Below are 17192 nucleotides of genomic sequence, written 5' to 3'. Positions count from 1 at the left end.
TGGGGGTAGCCCTGCGGTACAATAGCTCCGTGCCAGGTTCATCTAAATTCCTTCTTTAACTGGTAATGTTGAAGAAGGTTTTTGTTATAGATGGATTGACGGGATTTAAGTAAATGCATGGTAGTGACTTAGTTCTTTTCCGAAAAATCCACTTCCAGAAGCTGTTACCTTTAAATCAAAGATTAATAGATTTATCGGCGGATTTAGACAGTCATGCATTTTTGCAGAATCCTGCATCTCAAAATATTTACCTTTATCTTACAGATTATGTCAGTGATTTCTCTTCAAAATGGTTGGATAGAAGTCTGCGTAGTTTAAAGATACTTGATTGGGGTTGTGGAAAAGGATTTATTACATTTTTACTAAAAGAAATGGGTGCGGGTGTTACTAGCTGTGATGTCCTAGGTAATAGTGATTCAGCTTTTGGTCAAAATACACCTATTGTGGAAGCAGAATCTTTGGAAGTCATTTGCTTAAATCACTCATATCTGCTTCCTTTTGAAAATGAATCTTTTGATGTTGTCTTAAGCTTTGGTGTTTTAGAACACGTTCCTCATCATTTAGAATCTTTGCGAGAAATTCATCGTATTTTAAAACAAGGTGGACTTTTTTTCTGCTTTTTCTTGCCTTATCACCTTTCTTGGACGCAGCATTTAGCTCATTTACGTGGGAATTTTTATCACGCTCGCTTGTATAGTAAGAAAAAAGTTAAACAACTCCTTGAGCAAACTAATTTCCAAATTCTTGATATCTGGCATAGACAACTTTTTCCAAAAAATAGAGTAGCATACGCCAACTACCATCAGTTTGAACTACTTGACCAATGGTTGACTGAAAACACTTTCCTCAAATACATTGCTACTAATATCGAGTTTGTTGCTCATAAACGTTAGGAAATACCCTGCTAGTCGGAAAGAGAACTTATACTCTATTAAAGTGTTGAACTGAGAGAATAATAAGTTGTGGATGCAGCATTAGAGCGATCGCACCAACTAAAACAAGCCTTACTCGATTTTGTTTTAGAAGCCGAAGGGGATTTAGCAGCTGCGCTTGAAGCTTATGCAGCAAAGCAGGCGCAGCGCGACAGAGGAAATAAAGCGCAACAGGACATTATTGTTGATAGCTTTTTGAGCGAAGGACAAGTTGGTGACAAAACACCAATAGACTTATTTATCGAACATCATCCGGAATTATCGCAAAGTGATCGTCAGCTAGTGAAAAGTTGGCGTCGTAGTTTTATGGGCTTATTTGCGATTACGCAAATTTTGCCTGATGGATTTGAGCTAATGAACTGGTTAACAGCTAAACACTATACTGTTAAACCTGATAATGCTCAATTTGCAGATGAAATCCGCCGTTACAAAGAAGGAGAAATCTTATTAACACGAATTTCGCCAGTTACAGATACTTGTTGGACGTTTTCGGGACCTTGTACGCCATTGGGTAGATTAGGTAAACCAAAACTAGCAGTAGCTATTGGAAATTTCAAAGACAATTACAAAAAGCATCTCTACAGCGACGCGCCGGACTTACTCGCCGCAGCTTGGGAATCTGTCGCGCGTTACCACCAACAATTTATCGATTTCTTTGGTAGTGATGAAGTATCAATGCCAGGGTATCAACTCAATAAAAAGATCGCTGAATTTCAAGAAGTCTTAATGCAACAGCGCTTAGCAGCAGCAGGTATTGATGAATCTAAAACACTTGCAGAAGTTGCACAAGAAGCAGGAATTGATCAAGAGGAACTTGAAACTGCCGCCGCAGAAGCAGGCTTAGACGGCAAAGTCGCTCAATTGTTTGAAAACAAAACGACAGCTAAAATGGTGATGCAAAAAGTCGATTTACCTGCTGAACTCAAAAAAGCTGAACAGGTAACAGCACTATCGCATCCCCGTTGGGGACAAATGTTTTTACCTACCTATCATCGTGTCGTGGCGTTACTAGAAGCCGAAGATTGGCAAACGGTCGAAGGCGCAGAAAAACTGATTCGCAACTATCTTGAAGACCCCAAAATTAATGCATTTGTTTGGCAACGTCTAGCGCAGAAGTATCCTACACAACTTGAACAAGTCCTGCAAAGTGTACTTCAGCGTCCATTTCAAATCGACCGCGATTTAGAATCGTGGCTAGAGGAATTTGATAAACCACTCGTACCAGATTTACCAGAAATCGCCAGCGTCCCAGTTCATTTGCACAACTTATTTGAAGAAGCCGTCGCAGAAGTAAACAAGTCAAAATCGAAAAAGACGAAAAAGAAAGCAGCACTCGGCTTTCAAAAGCCCTAATCTTAGTTTTCCTCTGCTCTTTTACTCTTTTACTGTCCCATATTTTGAATAGTCAACACCTGTGGTGGCGTTGCATCTGGCGGATAGAGAAAATTAACTTGTACGAGTCGGCGATCGCCTGGTGGCATATTCAATAATATAAGTGGTTCTCCTGCTTGTCCTCTTTTTTGCACCAAGTGAACATACCGAGTTTGAGGTAAACCGCGATCGTCACTATAACGTAGTCGTACTGTACCGCGAAAGAAGTTTTGAGTTGCAGGCGGAATCAAAAACCGCAATCCCCCTTGGGTTAATTCGTCTTCTTTAAGTGGTGTTTGTAGCGATACACTTACTGTTTGAGGTCGATTAGTATTGTTGTACAACGGCAAACTCAGGTTGTATTCAATGCCATAATTACCGTGTGCTTGATAGGCAGTATCAGGATAACGTACCAACAATGGCGCACTTTGGACTTGATTTGTCCCTTGTCTTCCTGCAGTTAAGGTACTTAAACCATAAGAAAACGCTTGTCCCCGCTCAGGAATACTGAGATATTGCACACTAGGACTATCAAAAAGTTGAGCTTGCCATTGAGAACCTTGCGCAACTCCAGCAACACGACCATAAATCACTTTACCACCTGCTTGGGGAGGAGTCGGAGCGCGATCGCGAGGTTCTGCTAAATTTCCTGTTTCTAATAGTTGTTGCCATTCGGCTAAAGTTGGTGCTCTTTCACTTCCATCAGGATTAGATTTAGCATACATTGCCAAACTTGCGGCGTAAACTCTCCCACTGCTACGTAGCCGCATCAAAGTAGAACGTCCATTAATTGGTGGTTCTAACGTTTGTACAGGAATTGGTAAATTAAGTAACATCTGACTTTGCTGTGGTGGAATAGTAATTTGCGCAGGAAATATTGACTGTCGCCTTCCGCGTAGAATATCATTCATGACGCGATCGCCTGGTCCTGCAAAGATTGTTCCTAAAGGATTTTCAGTTTGAGGTGGTAACTCGATAAACGGTGCGTCAGGTTGACTTAAATAACTTGCGGCTTGTAAAACATCGACTGTAACAGGTTGCGTACTTGGATTATGCAGCAAAACTCCCAGATAAAGCGTGCGTAAGTCTTCTGGAGAAGTTGCTTTAGCGATGTGATGCGCAAAAATATCAAATCGTCCTTGAAACGGGAAGTTGAGGTGCACATTCGCGGTTTGTTTTCCAGTGGGAGGAAACGTAGATAATAAAATTCCCTCAGTTTGGACGACTTCGGGGCTATTGCTATTAAAGACGGGAACGCGATCTAAAGATCCTGGTAAGGGACGTACTTGTTGCGGCTGTACGATTTCTTGTTGCGGTGGCGTTGGTGCAGGTGTAGCTTGAGCAAATGTGAATACGGGTAACAATGGCAGCATAACAGCAGTCATAGAATGAGGGTCAGAAAAGTTGTCTCGACCCTTTTGTTAAGTTGTAGTTAATTCAAAATAAGACACAACATAGCTCATAAAAGTGCCATCCTTTGAATAATTAATATGAAGTCTTTTGTTACTTGTTGGATATTCTCGTCTGTCAAAATTGGTACGTGAACAAAAAGACAATGGCTGTTTAACTTCTGTGTTGTGATATGGTTCAAAACAGCAAAATAAAGTCCTTCACAAACAAATTTTCCGGCATCGTGACTGATTTGGGTTACAGAAAGCTCAGCAATCAGTTGTTCTAAATCAATTGGCGATCGCAAAGCGATATTTCCACAAGTGGCACGAGATTCTACAGTTAATTGTGATCGGCTTTCTGCCATACCACAACAAATAATCGCATTGGGTTGAATTTCAGTAATTTTACTGATGACATAATTGCTGGCTTGTTGAGTATCAACAGGTAGTCTTCTTAAAACGGTTAGTAGCGGTAGTTTTAAATCGCTATTTGTAAGATATAGCTCGTGGATTTTGGCAATGAGATCGTCGGATGAATTGGATTTTTGATGAGGTAGCCATGTTGTAAATGAAGTTAGCAGAATTTGAGGAGGCATTTGAGTTGTAAGCTTTTTTTGAAAGGAACCACAAAGTACACGAAGGTTAGAGAGGGATTCGCATGAGAATTATGTAGGATTGCTATGCTGTTAGGGTGTGGTTTAAGAGTGAGTTAGTTTCACTTACAATAAATTTAGTGGGTAATAATTAAAGGGGGTCTGCCCGATGGCAGCGATCGCAGTTATAGACTACGACATGGGTAATCTGCACTCAGTCTGTAAAGGTTTAGAAAAAGCTGGCGCGACTCCGAAAATTACTGACTCAGCTATAGAATTAGCAAAAGCTGATGCTGTATTGTTACCTGGTGTCGGCGCATTCGATCCTGCTGTACAGCATTTAAGATCCCGTGACTTGGTGGAACCAATCAAAGATGCGATCGCAAGCGGTAAACCGTTTCTTGGTATTTGTTTGGGGCTACAAGTCTTGTTTGATAGTAGTGAAGAAGGTGTAGAGCCTGGTTTGGGAATTATTTCTGGTACAGTACGGCGCTTTAGCAGCGAACCAGGAATTACGATTCCGCATATGGGTTGGAATCAATTAGAATTTACTCAACCTCATTGTCCCTTATGGCAAAATTTACCAGCGCAGCCTTGGGTTTATTTTGTCCATTCCTACTATGTCGAGCCTGAAGATTCTACAATTCAAGCTGCAACGGTAACGCATGGTAGTCAAAGTGTTACAGCAGCGATCGCCCGTGACAATCTTATGGCAATGCAATTTCACCCTGAAAAATCTTCAACTGCTGGGTTGCAAATCCTCTCCAACTTCGTGCAGCAAGTTCGCACTGTCGTACCAGTGTAGATATACATTGCTGTAGAGTAGATGCTAGTTACAATTTTCCTAACTCCTAGCCCCTCTTTAATGCGAATTCACGGCAATCGTCTCATCAAAACATTACCAGGGAGAGACACCCGACCAACAACAGGAAGGGTACGCGAAGCCGTCTTTAATATTTGGCAAGGTGCGATCGCTGGTAGTCGTTGGTTGGACCTTTGTGCGGGTAACGGTTCAATGGGCGCAGAAGCGTTATGTCGTGGTGCAGCTTTAGTGGTGGGAATTGAGCAATCAAGCCGTGCCTGTACAATTATTAAAGAAAATTGGCAACGAGTAGCACAGCCAGAGCAAACCTTTCAAGTTTTGCGCGGAGATGTCGTGCAGCGGTTAAAAACACTTTCAGGACAACAGTTTGATCGCATCTACTTCGACCCACCTTATGCCAGTGATATATATTTACCAGTCATGCAGGCGATCGCACACTATCAATTATTGCATCACAATGGCGAACTTGCGGTAGAACATCATCCCGATCTGCCCAAGTTGCAACCTTCTACACTAGAAATCTGTCGAGAAAAAGTTTACGGAAATAGTGCTGTTACTTTCTATTGTGTAGTCAACCTAAAGCCTTAAAAACCCTTCTAAAACAATTAGAAGGGCTAGCAGTCTTGAGCGGATGGCTATTGCAGCTTATAAACCCAATTGTTTGCCTCGCTTATATTGCTGATACGCAGCAAAAAATAAACCAGCCAAAGTAATCACTATTAAGCCCAGAACAATACCATCGAGTAGTGGTTCAACCATGTCATATCTCCTGTTGCGATCGCATAAAAGCGCTGCGCTACGCGCAATCACGCTTCGTGGCTTAGACTGTAAAAGGTTTAATTGACCCAATAGTAGCCAACAATCATAGACTTTTACCAGCATACACTGAATTAGCGTTAGGAGAAAACCAGAGCGTTAGTTAATTTATCTACACAAAACTTAACTGCACAGGCTGATTTAATTGACTTTGCTTGCGAACACTATCAAGAACTTTTAAGCTATGTGTTAGGAGATAAATATTTTTGTGAATTCTCAATTCAAGTAATCAGCTTTTGGCTAATCAGCTCGCTAAACCAGAAATTCTACTCCAACGGCTTGCGTTCATCGCTTTGGCGATTTTGCTAGCTACAATTTTAGTTGTTGTAGGTGTGCATAGGGTAAGAGTTTCTGAACCTTATGTTAAGAATGTTTTGTCACTAACAGGAGATCCGGTACAAGGAAATGCAATTTTTCAAATGAACTGTGCGGGTTGTCATGGTTGGCAAGCCGATGGTAACGTTGGTCCTAGTTTGCAAGGTGTTTCTAAGCGTAAATCTCGTTTTGGTCTGATTCATCAAGTCATCAGCGGTGATACACCACCTATGCCACAGTTCAAACCAAGTCCGAAAGAAATGGCAGACTTGTTAAGTTACTTGGAAACGCTTTGAGAAATGATCGCAAGTTTACCAGATATTGAATCACCTTTCCTACTCAACCAAGTCTTTACACAAGGGCAGATTTTAGATGAGTGAATGCACTCAGATCACATTTGTATTTGATATTTTGAACAATATCTACTTCTGTGTCTTCAGTCACCACCCACAAAATACGTTGAATTTTTTTGTGCCCTTGTTTAACCCTATGTTTTCATTGCGAATACAGGCGATCGCTGCGCTTGAGCATGAGGTTGGCAACAACAATGCCAATAATGGCAAGTAGAGCCATTAGATAAAATACGTAAACGTAAGTACCAAACCAATCCCGAATTCGTCCAGTCACCAAAGTTCCAATCAAAGCACCTGTACCATAGGCGGTAAACACAATTCCGTAATTTTGAACATACCGATCAGGGTTAAAAAACCGGAGGGTGATAGCAGGAGCCATTGCTAACCATCCTCCCAAACAAAACCAAAATAGGCAAAAGGCAATAACATACGTGGCAATTTGTCCTTTCTGAGCATTGGCCATCAACACGCAGGCAATCAAGATGAGCGTATAAGACAGAATCGCCACATAATGAGGTTTAAAGCGATCACTTAACCAGCCAAACAAAGGACGACTGACTCCATTAAAGAGCGCAAATAGAGAAACACTACTTGCTGCCAATCTCGGATTGATATCAATCATCTCCTCACCAACTGGACTCGAAATACCAATGGCACTCAATCCAATCAAAGTACCAATCGCATAGCAAACCCATAGCCCATAAAATGACTGAGATCTGAGTAGATGCGTAGGATAACTCGGGATGATAGTAGATACTGGAACAGCTATCCGACGGGGACACCAGTCTTGCGGAGGCAATTTCATGGCGATCGCAATTCCCAGAATAATCGCTGTAAAGGTGATGCCTAAAATCCGCAGAGTTAGTCTAACCGAGTATCTACCAATTAAGTAATTGGCTACAGGAGCAGCGATCAGGGGGGAAAGCCCAAAACCGATAATCGTCAAGCCCACGGCTAATCCTTTTTTGTCGGGGAACCATCGAGCAACCACAGCCATTGGTACACCATAAGCAATACCTACTCCTGTTCCAGCAATGACACCATAGGTGAGGACTATCATCCCAATATGAGTGGTAAAGCTTGAAAGAATATAACCCAAGCCAACTACGATGCCCCCGATCGCCGTCATGATGCGAGTTCCTATCCGAGGGATACAACAGCCAGCAATCGGCATGAGTGCAGCATAGAAAACAAGAGCAACAGTATAGGGTAATAGGCTTTCGGTTGCACTAATATTCAGTTCATTTTCTAAGGGTTTTCTAAAAATACTCCAGGAGTAAACACTCCCTAGACAAAGTAAGATAGTCATACCCAGAGGAATCAGTAACCATCTACCTTGCTCAGCGGGTAGTCCAAACACTGTTAACTCTGAGTCACGATCAATAACATCCATAGGTTATAACAGCCGTAAACCGCCTTGAATTAACTGATCAATGCTCTAGGGTATCAACTAGCAGTGTCAGGGGAAGTAATAATCGACACTTTCGGCGACAAGCAAACGATATAACTAATTGAGATAATTTTTGAGCAAAACTATTTGCTGACATTGAATATTATTTCTCCTCAGATCTCCTCTGCGGTCTATTTACAGACTGCCCCTGCTTTGTTCTAGTTTATTATCATCTATTCAATACATATCCTTGGCTCTGCAAAGTTTGCTCAAGTTGCGCGACGTTAACATCAACTAGCAAGCCCACTAATTAAATTGCTGGGAATAATAGCGGGCGTAGCGGCGCGAGAGGGCCAATAACTCCTCATGTGTACCTGATTCGACAATTTGCCCTTGTTCGATGACTAAAATGCGATCGCAGCGCCGTACCGTCGCTAAACGGTGCGCAATGATAAAGACTGTACGACCATGCATTAGCCTTTCTAGAGCTTCTTGTACTAATGCTTCTGACTCAGAATCTAGGGCGCTTGTTGCTTCATCAAGAATGAGAATGCGCGGATTGAGTAACACTGCACGGGCGATCGCAAGTCTTTGGCGTTGTCCTCCTGATAAATTGACACCGCGTTCTCCGACTACAGTGTCATAACCATAAGGTAATTGCGTAATGAACCGATGTGCATTCGCGATTTTAGCGGCTGTCTCAATTTCGTTGAGATCAAACTCGGTTTTACCGAAGGCAATATTTTGGGCGATCGTCCCTGAAAAAAGAATTGTTTCTTGCGGGACAATTCCAATTTGTCGTCTTAAGCTACGCAAGGTGACATCTTGAATATCGATACCATCGATTAAAATTTCACCAGATAGCGGATCGTAAAAGCGCGGTAACAAATTCACAATCGTCGTTTTACCTGCACCCGAAGCACCGACAAACGCAATTCTTTCACCTGGATGCGCTAGTAAGCTTAAGTCTTTGATTACGGGTTGTTCAGGTTTATATGCAAAACAGACGTGGCGATATTCTACTTTGCCTGTAACAGGAGGAAGGGCGATCGCATTTGGCTTTTCTAAAACAGTGGGTTTGATTGCTAGTAACTCAAAAATGCGATCTACTGATGCTTGTCCCTGCTTAAACTCGTTGTAATTAGTTGTGATGTGTGAAATTGGATCAATTAATAATGCTAAACCAGCGACATAGCTGACAAACTCGCTAGCAGTCAGGTTCCCTGTAGAAATTTGCCAACCACCTAAAAACAATAATATTAAAGCACTGATAGCTTCGAGAAAACCAATGACTGGAAACTGAATCGCTTTTAATCTCTCTGCAGCGTATTTCGCTTTACGATTGCGTTCCGCATCTTGACGAAAGCGACTTAAGGCATAATCTTCGGCAGCAAAAGCTTGCACTAAACGAATACCACTAAAAACCTCAATCAGTAATGCTGATAAATCTGATATTTGATTTTGACTGCGGCGCGAAACTTGCTGTAATCGTTCGCCAAACCAACCAATCAAAATTGCCATTAATGGCGCAATAATCAATGTAGATAGTGTAAGTTGCCAGTTGAGATAAATCATGTACCCCAAAACGACAATCAACTGCAACACACAAGGAATAAAGTCGTGAAAGACTTTATTGATGACTTCCCCAATGCGGTCAATGTCTTCGGTGAGACGATATGACAAGTCACCCGTCTTAGCAGTTTCAAAATAGCTTAAGTTTAATCGCTGTAGATGGGCATATACTTGCTGACGCAGATCAAACGCAATAAATAAAGCAGCTTTTGCCATCAATGAATCTTGACCGAACTGTGCGATCTTTTGACTGAGAAATACGACAGCACTGATAACTGCAATTTGAGCGATCGCGGTAACATTTCCCTGTCCAATATAGGCTGCAATGCGACCTGCTAACCACGCGAGTATAGGCCAAAAAACAGTAAATACTAATGTGCAAGCAAAAGCCTGCGCTATAGTTTTCCACTGCGGCTGAACGTAAGGTAAAAGTTGCCAGTAATGAAAGCGTTTCAAGCTGTAGTATCCAAACGAATTATTCTTGATCTGACGTTACCAGTATCAGTAACTGTTTCACTGCACTACATGCAATTGCAGTGCGAAAAGCGATCGCATTTTTTAAAATTTGAGATTTACTTTGGTGAGTTTATGCCAAAATCAAGCTTGCGTCTAGAGCTACAATGACGATGGTGATGACTTGAGCAAGATGAAAAGAGATGAGGTTTTAGCAATTTTACTAGCCCATCAGACAAAACTGAAGGATTTTAATGTGAAATCATTATCGCTGTTTGGTTCCGTTGCTAGAGATGAAGCGTCGGCAGAGAGTGATGTTGATTTGCTAGTGGAATTTGAGCAACCTGTTGGGCTGTTGACATTTGTGAGACTACAGCGTTATCTAGAGAAGATTTTAGAATGTTCTGTGGATTTAGGAACAACGGATTCGCTAAAGTCTTATCTGCAAGAACCTGTCTTACGGGAAGTTGTACGTGCCTTCTAAAAAATTGCGCTAGAATTCAAGATATTTTGGTGAAGCCTTGAAATTAAAGACTTCACCAAAAATATGAGCTTTGTAGAATTTCAAAATGACAGAAAAACGATAAAAGCGGTTCTATACAACTTAGCAATTATTGGTGAAGCAGCAGGTAGTCTCCTACCTGAGATTGAAATTCTTTATCCAGAGATTCCTTGGGTTGATATTCGAGGAATTCGCAACATTGTTGTACATGAATACTTTCGAGTAAATTTGGAAATTATCTGGAAAACTATCCAAACTGATTTGCCTCCACTAATACAACAACTTCAAGAAGTGATGGAGCACATTTCAGATTCGTAAATAAAAATCGTATTCAAGACTTTAAATTGTTACTAGATGATAGTGATTTAGTCTTAGCTATAGCGCCGCATATTCTTTCTGATTACCCAAAGAATGAAGGCGATAAGTAGAGTAACAACCACAATTTTAGAAACAGGAGCAAGATACTCGTCTACTAGTTCGTAGTTATCTCCTAGAACGTAACCTAAATAAGTCAGCAAACCTACCCATAATAAAGTGCCCAGCGTTGAATAGAGCAAAAACGGCACTAAATGCATTCCACTGATACCCGCAGGAAGTGAAATCAAAGTGCGCACTCCAGGAACTAAGCGACAAACGAAGACAGCTTTACCACCGTGGCGTTCAAACCAGCGATCTGCTTTAGTAATATCTTTGCTAGAAATTGATATCCACTTACCGTATTTGTCTGCTAGCTGTTGTAAACGTTCGGTTCCGAGAATTTTACCGGCATAGTACCAAGGTAATGCACCTATCACAGTACCCAAGACTCCAGCCGCGATCGCAGGAATAAACTGCATTTGTCCTCTAGCAACAGTAAACCCTGCTAAAGGCATAATTAATTCTGAGGGAATCGGTGGAAATAAATTTTCTAGAAACATCAACAATCCAATTCCCACATATCCCAGAGAACTTATGGTGTCTGTAATCCAATTGAGCATAAAGTTTATATTCTGATCCAGTTTTAGATTGACGGCTTGATTAAATAGTTGACTTATTGCTAAAACTGTGTTTTAAGCCAATCGAGAAGACTTGCACCACCAATAAACAAGGCAATGAGAATTGATATCGAAAAAATTGCGCCGAGAAGACACAACACTAAACCAACTAAACTAATTGCGCCGTCGTCTTCGAGTAAGCCAAAGCCAGTCACAAAAATCCCCATAGCTGGAAGCGTATTTGTACCAGGAATCGGGATCATCATGGAAATTGCCATCAATGCAATCGCACAACCAATCACAGCGCGCCCGCTGATACTGGTACAGATGTAACTCAAACGGGGACGCGCGATCGCTTCAATGCGTTTTAACCACGGAATTCCTGTTTTTAGAATGCCTTGGATTTGTCTTAAGGCGATTGGATGATTTGCCAGCCGTGGTGGTAGCCAAGGAGATTTAGCTCCAATAATCAACTGTACGGCAAGTAAAAAAAGCAAGATCCCAAACGGAATTGAGTATCCTGGGGCAGGTACGGGTAAAGCTGAGGGCAAAGACAATACCACAAATAAAAAGCCGAATATACGTTCCCCGGCGAGTGCCAGTATTTGTGACAAATTCACCTGTGGGGGGCGTTTTTCTTCAAAAAAGTAGCGGTGTAATTCTACAGAAAGTCGAGCCACGATTGAATTTCCTGTTTAAGTAAACGGGGCGCTGCCAACAACGCCCCGCAACATTTTATTCGCAGTCGGTAAAATTATGTACCCGCAGTCCAAGAGTTAATATATTCTTCTTGCTCTGCTGTCAAAGTATCAATGTTAATTCCCATTGCTTGTAGCTTCAGACGCGCAATTTCTCGGTCAACCTCGGTCGGAATCGAGTGAATACCAGGTTCTAGCGATCCTTTATTCTTCACTAAATATTCACACGCCAAAGCTTGGTTAGCAAAGCTCATATCCATCACCGCGCTAGGATGTCCCTCAGCAGCAGCTAAATTAATTAAACGTCCTTCACCTAAAACAACAACCGATTTACCATTAGGCATCCGGTATTCTTGGGTAAAGTTACGAACTTGCTTAACTTCTGTCGCAGTTGCACCAAGTGATTTTAGATCAATTTCAATATCAAAGTGACCAGAGTTACAAATGATCGCACCGTCTTTCATTGCTGCAAAGTGTTCGGCACGAATGACGTGCTTATTACCAGTTACAGTAATAAATAAATCGCCCTCTGGTGCAGCTTCAGACATTGGCATCACGCGAAAACCATCCATGACAGCTTCGATCGCTCTTATGGGATCAATTTCGGTGACAATGACATTTGCACCCATTCCGCGCGCCCGCAGTGCAGTTCCTTTACCACACCAACCATAACCAGCAACAACTGCTGTTTTTCCGGCTAATAAAAGGTTTGTTGCACGGATAATGCCATCAAGCGTTGATTGACCTGTACCGTAGCGGTTATCGAAGAAGTGCTTGGTATCAGCGTCGTTAACATTCATTGCAGGAAATGTCAACACCCCGTCGCGGAACATCGCTTTGAGGCGAACAATACCCGTCGTTGTTTCTTCGGTGGTGCCGATGATATCAGCAATTTGGTGTTGCCGTTGCTGAATTAAAGTGGCGACAACATCGCTACCGTCGTCGATAATCACATTCGGGCGATGATCCAAGGCAATTTGAACGTGACGGTGATAGGTTTCGTTATCTTCGCCTTTAATCGCGAAAACGGGAATATCGTGATCCGCAACGAGGCTAGCAGCTACGTCGTCTTGCGTCGAAAGTGGGTTACTCGCAATGAGGATTGCGTCTGCGCCACCAGCTTTGAGCGCGATCGCCAAATGGGCGGTTTCGGTGGTAACGTGACAGCACGCAACTAAACGAATTCCAGCAAGAGGTTTTTCTTGCGCGAAGCGATCACGGATTTGACGCAATACGGGCATTTCGCGCCCAGCCCATTCGATCCGCTGTCTTCCTGTTGCTGCCAGGGAAAGGTCTTTAATCTCGTACTTTGGCTTAGTTGAAGTTGCAGTCATTAATTATCCTTTAGTTTAGAACCGGGACGTGTCCCCTAGCTTAACTGTATTCTTTACATATTATTAACCGTTACTCTATGTAACAGAGAATACTTTGCGCTGGAGGATAGAGATGCACTCTCGATTTTGGGCAATTACAGGGTCAATTTTTCTTAATACTGTCATTGTTTCTCCCTTTTCTGCTCAAATACCAGCACTTCCCATACCTTTACCTAATCTCACGCAACAGGCAGATACTTCAGAAACACAGGTTGTGACAGCATCAATTCGACTGGATGGTCGTCGCTTGTTTCAAATTGCGGCACCTAGAGCTAGCCTACAGCAGCGCGTTGACGATATTCAGCAGCGATTACAACTTATTAGCCAAAATTACATTCAAAGCGATTCTGACGCACTTCAGATAGATATCAGAACAGAAAATAATCTACCCGTCATCTACGTTAACGATCAGTTGTTGTTGACAGTAACCGACCTTGATGCGCAAGTGCAACAGGAAGAAGATCCCTTTAGTGTGGCACAAAGATTAGCACAATCACTCGAACAAAACCTTAGACGCGCAAAACAAGAACGACAACCTGAATCTTTACAGCGTCAAGGCGCGATCGCCTCTGGCGTTTTTCTCGGTGTAGTTATCACAAGCTGGGGAATCCGCCGCTGGTATTGGCGCTTAAAACAGCAACCCGTGACGTTTGCGACTCCACAAACAACGAATCCTGTAACAACGCAACTCACACGACAGCGACATCGTAACATCGAAGAAGTTCGCCGGCGACTTTTTCAACTCACGCAGAGTCTTGTTTGGGGCGGTGGTACGCTGGTTATTTTAGGTTTATTTCCCTTCACGCGCATTGTCCAAGCTTGGATTTTTACAGCACTTACAATTCCGTTTACGCTAGTCATTGTAGGGATAGGAACTTATGTCGTTATTCGCTTGAGCTATATTTTGATCGACCAGTTCACCGCAGCTTTTGCAAATAATGCGTTACTGACTTCAGAAGATGCTTTAAGACTGCAATTGCGTGTTTCAACAATTTCGGGCGTCACCAAAAGTATCGCGACGTTGAGTGGAGTCATTATTGGTATCGTTGTCGCTTTAACAGCGTTAGGGGTCAATGTTGCGCCGATCCTTGCAGGTGCGGGCTTGCTGGGTGTTGCGATTTCTTTGGCTTCGCAAAACCTAATTAAAGACGCAATCAATGGCTTTTTAATTATCGTAGAAGACCAATATGCGCTTGGAGATGTCATCGAAGTAGGAACCGTTGGCGGTTTAGTCGAAAACTTAAATTTACGCATTACCCAACTACGAGATGCGGAAGGACGTTTGATTACAATTCCTAATAGCGAAATCAAAATTGTTGCGAATCTTTCGAGTCGTTGGTCGCGCGCTGATTTAAATATTCCTGTCGCGTATCACGCTGATGTTGACCAAGCGTTGAAACTTATCAATCAAATCGGTGTTGAAATGACGCAGGATATTCGGTGGATGGAACATATTATCGAAACTCCACAGGTGTTGGGAGTAGAAAATTTTGGCGATCGCGGTTTGGTGATTCGCGTGTGGATCAAAACGCAACCATTGAAACAATGGGACGTTGCGCGCGAATATCGCCGTCGTCTCAAAATTACTTTTGATAAAGAAGGAATTCCCATTCCTTTTCCACAACAAACGATTTGGTTGCAAGACTCGCAAGTTCAATCAATTGTTGATAACAACAAGAAAAATAATGGTTAGTTTCCCAGTCGTATTGCTTAGTTATACTAGGGTTCAGGGATTGGGGGTCAGAATTAAAAGTTAGTTGAATTCACGGAATTGACCATTGCTATAACATGACCCCAAAAGCAATTACTTTTGCAATTGAGCGATCACTTAGTAGTAAGACAAACTCTGCATTTGCTGTATATCACAATACAGAAAACTAGTGGTTGCCTCAACTTTAATGCGATCGCAAGTATCTAGCAACTGTGATTAAAGGTGATTAAACGTCTTTCTCGCTTCATGTCGATTGCTGCATCTCTAGCATTGCTTGCTAGTTGTAGTTCTCCTGGGGCTAATACTTCTGCAAATAACCCCAGTAGTTCCGCCGTTAGCCCTGCGGCGAATACGAATACAAATACAAACCTCAGAAATGTCAATGTCCAATTAGCGTTTTTATTTCAAAGTTTAGATGCTCCGCTGATTTTAGCGATTAATAACGGATATTTTGCTGCCGAAGGACTGAATGTTACCTACGAACGAGGCTTTGGCAATGTAGATACAATTAGTAAGCTGGGTACAGGAAAATTTGATGTTGCTTTTAGCGATATTTACAACACGCTAGAATTTAACGATAAAAATCCTAACGATAAAATAATCGCGGTTGCTGTTCCGATTAATAAAGCACCGTTTGCGGTTCTTACCTTAGATGATGCGATCACTTCACCACAAAACTTAGCAGGTAAAACCCTCGGCGCACCCGCAGGCGATGGTCCGCGCAAACTATTTCCGCTATTTGCCAAAGAAACAGGTGTCGATCCAAACTCGGTAACGTGGACAACGATGGAACCAAGACTCCGCGAAACGTTTCTCCTACAAGGTAAGGTTGATGCAATAAGCGCGTTTTCGACATCAGCTTTACCATCGTTACTGAAAGGTGGGAAAAGCCGCGATGATATTAAAGTTTTTTACTACAACGACTTTGGTCTAGATTTCTACGGCAACGCCATCTTGGCAAAAGAAAGTTTTGTCCAACAAAATCCCGACGTAATTCGCGGTTTTGTGAGAGCCTATCTCAAAGGAATGCAAGATATGCTAAGAAATCCCAATGCAGCGTTGGATGCAGTGATTGCAGCCGATCAAAGTAAATTAATGGATCGCGAAGCTGAGAAAGTCCGCTTACAAGTCGCACTTGAGGACTTGATTATTACTCCCGAAGCAGAATCGCTTGGTTTAGGTGCGGTCGATCCCCAGCGGTTACAAACATCAATTACGCAGACAGTCGAAGGTTTTGGATTAAGCAGTCAACCAACGGTTGCAGATATTTTTACCGATGAATTTTTACCACCTAAAGAAGAACGCGCTTTACCACCGCAAAATGAGCGCCAGCCGTTATCTTAGGTAGATGTTGAGAATGCGATCGCTATTCGCACCAAAGGCGATCATATTTAAAGTTGTCTTTTCTCAATAAATGTCAGCTATGTATCTTGCCTTGCCCTTTTCTAATACTCATCATCTAATAATAAAAATTTCAATAAATACTATTTAAAGTAACTTTTAATAATAGGATTTAATTTGTTTTGCTAATCAAACTACTAAAAAGCGAGACGTCGTGAAAAATTGCGCAAACTTCATTTTCCGCCTGCGTTGGTTTTGTCTGTTAGTAGGTTTTTTTGTAAGTGCAGCGCTACCCATTCACAAAACAAATGCTACGCCAATTCCAGGAAGATGCGATGCAAAAACTGATAGAACACCCAGATATGCTTTAATCTCTGCTTTTTCTAGCGAAGCCGATCGCTTTATTAGTGAAATGCGTCGCAATAATCGTGAGAACCGCTACGAAGGCTGTATTGTCATCAACGGTCATCGCTATAGCAAAGGAAGATTACGCGGTAAAGACGTTGTTGTTGTCTTAACAAACATCAGCGGTAGTCCTGAATAAGTAAGGATAGAGAGTAGATGGTAGTTCTAAATACGTAAGA

General features: G+C 42.1%; 18 protein-coding genes. 10 read left to right on the top strand and 8 right to left on the bottom strand.

The window, feature by feature from the left end; all coding sequences use genetic code 11:
- Nucleotides 1-113: 113 nt before the first annotated feature.
- Together NIES1031_RS22785 and NIES1031_RS22780 are read left to right on the top strand one after the other, a co-directional pair.
- A complete protein-coding gene (locus tag NIES1031_RS22785) occupies nt 114-893 on the top strand; it encodes a class I SAM-dependent methyltransferase (RefSeq protein WP_073551716.1) in 780 nt (259 codons plus the stop codon).
- A gap of 69 nt (nt 894-962) precedes the next feature.
- The gene (locus NIES1031_RS22780; RefSeq protein WP_073551715.1) at nt 963-2285 is read left to right on the top strand and encodes a DUF7986 domain-containing protein; all 1323 of its coding nucleotides are present in this window, start codon (nt 963-965) and stop codon (nt 2283-2285) included.
- Between the two features lie 29 nt (nt 2286-2314).
- Here the strand turns inward: NIES1031_RS22780 and NIES1031_RS22775 are convergent, their stop codons facing one another.
- Nucleotides 2315-3676: a DUF3370 domain-containing protein gene (locus tag NIES1031_RS22775; RefSeq protein ID WP_073551717.1), complete on the bottom strand. Its 1362-nt coding sequence runs from the start codon at nt 3674-3676 to the stop codon at nt 2315-2317.
- A gap of 86 nt (nt 3677-3762) precedes the next feature.
- On the bottom strand, nt 3763-4290 hold the full coding sequence (locus NIES1031_RS22770; protein ID WP_073551714.1) for a pyroglutamyl-peptidase I family protein: 528 nt from the start codon (nt 4288-4290) through the stop codon (nt 3763-3765).
- Nucleotides 4291-4456: 166 nt separating this feature from the next.
- Between NIES1031_RS22770 and hisH the strand changes: the two genes are divergently transcribed.
- Together hisH and rsmD are read left to right on the top strand one after the other, a co-directional pair.
- Nucleotides 4457-5092 carry an imidazole glycerol phosphate synthase subunit HisH gene (hisH, locus tag NIES1031_RS22765; RefSeq protein WP_073551713.1) on the top strand — a complete coding sequence of 212 codons (636 nt, stop codon included), beginning with the start codon at nt 4457-4459 and terminating at the stop codon, nt 5090-5092.
- 60 nt (nt 5093-5152) lie between these two features.
- A complete protein-coding gene (rsmD, locus tag NIES1031_RS22760) occupies nt 5153-5698 on the top strand; it encodes a 16S rRNA (guanine(966)-N(2))-methyltransferase RsmD (RefSeq protein ID WP_073551712.1) in 546 nt (181 codons plus the stop codon).
- Nucleotides 5699-5755: 57 nt separating this feature from the next.
- Here rsmD and petG read toward each other — a convergent pair whose 3' ends face one another.
- On the bottom strand, nt 5756-5869 hold the full coding sequence (petG, locus tag NIES1031_RS22755; RefSeq protein ID WP_015190616.1) for a cytochrome b6-f complex subunit V: 114 nt from the start codon (nt 5867-5869) through the stop codon (nt 5756-5758).
- Nucleotides 5870-6162: 293 nt separating this feature from the next.
- Between petG and NIES1031_RS22750 the strand changes: the two genes are divergently transcribed.
- Nucleotides 6163-6537, top strand: coding sequence for a c-type cytochrome (locus NIES1031_RS22750; RefSeq protein WP_073551711.1), 375 nt, complete (start codon nt 6163-6165; stop codon nt 6535-6537).
- A 199-nt stretch (nt 6538-6736) separates the two neighbouring features.
- Here the strand turns inward: NIES1031_RS22750 and NIES1031_RS22745 are convergent, their stop codons facing one another.
- A complete protein-coding gene (locus tag NIES1031_RS22745) occupies nt 6737-7987 on the bottom strand; it encodes an L-lactate MFS transporter (protein ID WP_073551710.1) in 1251 nt (416 codons plus the stop codon).
- Nucleotides 7988-8290: 303 nt separating this feature from the next.
- Complete coding sequence (locus tag NIES1031_RS22740; RefSeq protein ID WP_073551709.1) at nt 8291-10012, bottom strand: ABC transporter ATP-binding protein; 1722 nt, start codon at nt 10010-10012, stop codon at nt 8291-8293.
- Nucleotides 10013-10202: 190 nt separating this feature from the next.
- Between NIES1031_RS22740 and NIES1031_RS22730 the strand changes: the two genes are divergently transcribed.
- Together NIES1031_RS22730 and NIES1031_RS22725 are read left to right on the top strand one after the other, a co-directional pair.
- Nucleotides 10203-10493: a nucleotidyltransferase family protein gene (locus NIES1031_RS22730; RefSeq protein WP_073551707.1), complete on the top strand. Its 291-nt coding sequence runs from the start codon at nt 10203-10205 to the stop codon at nt 10491-10493.
- Between the two features lie 42 nt (nt 10494-10535).
- Nucleotides 10536-10829 (top strand): HepT-like ribonuclease domain-containing protein, encoded by a 294-nt coding sequence (locus NIES1031_RS22725; protein WP_073551706.1) that lies wholly within the window; start codon nt 10536-10538, stop codon nt 10827-10829.
- A 53-nt stretch (nt 10830-10882) separates the two neighbouring features.
- On the opposite strand, the gene NIES1031_RS22720 is transcribed toward NIES1031_RS22725, so the two are convergent.
- From NIES1031_RS22720 to ahcY, 3 genes are all read right to left on the bottom strand, one after another.
- Nucleotides 10883-11488, bottom strand: a complete 606-nt coding sequence (locus NIES1031_RS22720) for a DedA family protein (RefSeq protein ID WP_073551705.1) — start codon at nt 11486-11488, stop codon at nt 10883-10885.
- Between the two features lie 59 nt (nt 11489-11547).
- Entirely contained in the window at nt 11548-12165 is a 618-nt protein-coding gene (locus tag NIES1031_RS22715; RefSeq protein WP_073551704.1) for an exopolysaccharide biosynthesis protein, read from the bottom strand.
- A gap of 74 nt (nt 12166-12239) precedes the next feature.
- Nucleotides 12240-13517 carry an adenosylhomocysteinase gene (gene ahcY / locus NIES1031_RS22710; protein WP_073551703.1) on the bottom strand — a complete coding sequence of 426 codons (1278 nt, stop codon included), beginning with the start codon at nt 13515-13517 and terminating at the stop codon, nt 12240-12242.
- 112 nt (nt 13518-13629) lie between these two features.
- Here ahcY and NIES1031_RS22705 point away from each other — a divergent pair, with 112 nt between their 5' ends.
- The 3 genes from NIES1031_RS22705 (at nt 13630) to NIES1031_RS22695 (ending at nt 17152) form a co-directional block, all read left to right on the top strand.
- Nucleotides 13630-15249 (top strand): mechanosensitive ion channel family protein, encoded by a 1620-nt coding sequence (locus tag NIES1031_RS22705; RefSeq protein WP_073551702.1) that lies wholly within the window; start codon nt 13630-13632, stop codon nt 15247-15249.
- 240 nt (nt 15250-15489) lie between these two features.
- Nucleotides 15490-16611 carry an ABC transporter substrate-binding protein gene (locus tag NIES1031_RS22700; RefSeq protein ID WP_073551701.1) on the top strand — a complete coding sequence of 374 codons (1122 nt, stop codon included), beginning with the start codon at nt 15490-15492 and terminating at the stop codon, nt 16609-16611.
- Between the two features lie 211 nt (nt 16612-16822).
- Nucleotides 16823-17152: a nucleoside phosphorylase-I family protein gene (locus NIES1031_RS22695; protein WP_218596938.1), complete on the top strand. Its 330-nt coding sequence runs from the start codon at nt 16823-16825 to the stop codon at nt 17150-17152.
- Nucleotides 17153-17192 lie beyond the last annotated feature (40 nt).

This window comes from Chroogloeocystis siderophila 5.2 s.c.1 (assembly GCF_001904655.1).
GTDB classification, from domain to species: domain Bacteria; phylum Cyanobacteriota; class Cyanobacteriia; order Cyanobacteriales; family Chroococcidiopsidaceae; genus Chroogloeocystis; species Chroogloeocystis siderophila.
This window is presented reverse-complemented; position numbering and strand designations above follow the sequence as displayed.

Coding starts and splice junctions, on each gene's coding strand:
- NIES1031_RS22785 (WP_073551716.1), top strand. CDS start 114: ATGCATGGTAGTGACTTAGTTCTTTTCCGAAAAATCCACTTCCAGAAG.
- NIES1031_RS22745 (WP_073551710.1), bottom strand. CDS start 7,987: ATGGATGTTATTGATCGTGACTCAGAGTTAACAGTGTTTGGACTACCC.
- NIES1031_RS22730 (WP_073551707.1), top strand. CDS start 10,203: ATGAAAAGAGATGAGGTTTTAGCAATTTTACTAGCCCATCAGACAAAA.
- NIES1031_RS22775 (WP_073551717.1), bottom strand. CDS start 3,676: ATGCTGCCATTGTTACCCGTATTCACATTTGCTCAAGCTACACCTGCA.
- NIES1031_RS22720 (WP_073551705.1), bottom strand. CDS start 11,488: ATGCTCAATTGGATTACAGACACCATAAGTTCTCTGGGATATGTGGGA.
- hisH (WP_073551713.1), top strand. CDS start 4,457: ATGGCAGCGATCGCAGTTATAGACTACGACATGGGTAATCTGCACTCA.
- petG (WP_015190616.1), bottom strand. CDS start 5,869: ATGGTTGAACCACTACTCGATGGTATTGTTCTGGGCTTAATAGTGATT.
- NIES1031_RS22705 (WP_073551702.1), top strand. CDS start 13,630: ATGCACTCTCGATTTTGGGCAATTACAGGGTCAATTTTTCTTAATACT.
- rsmD (WP_073551712.1), top strand. CDS start 5,153: ATGCGAATTCACGGCAATCGTCTCATCAAAACATTACCAGGGAGAGAC.
- NIES1031_RS22770 (WP_073551714.1), bottom strand. CDS start 4,290: ATGCCTCCTCAAATTCTGCTAACTTCATTTACAACATGGCTACCTCAT.
- ahcY (WP_073551703.1), bottom strand. CDS start 13,517: ATGACTGCAACTTCAACTAAGCCAAAGTACGAGATTAAAGACCTTTCC.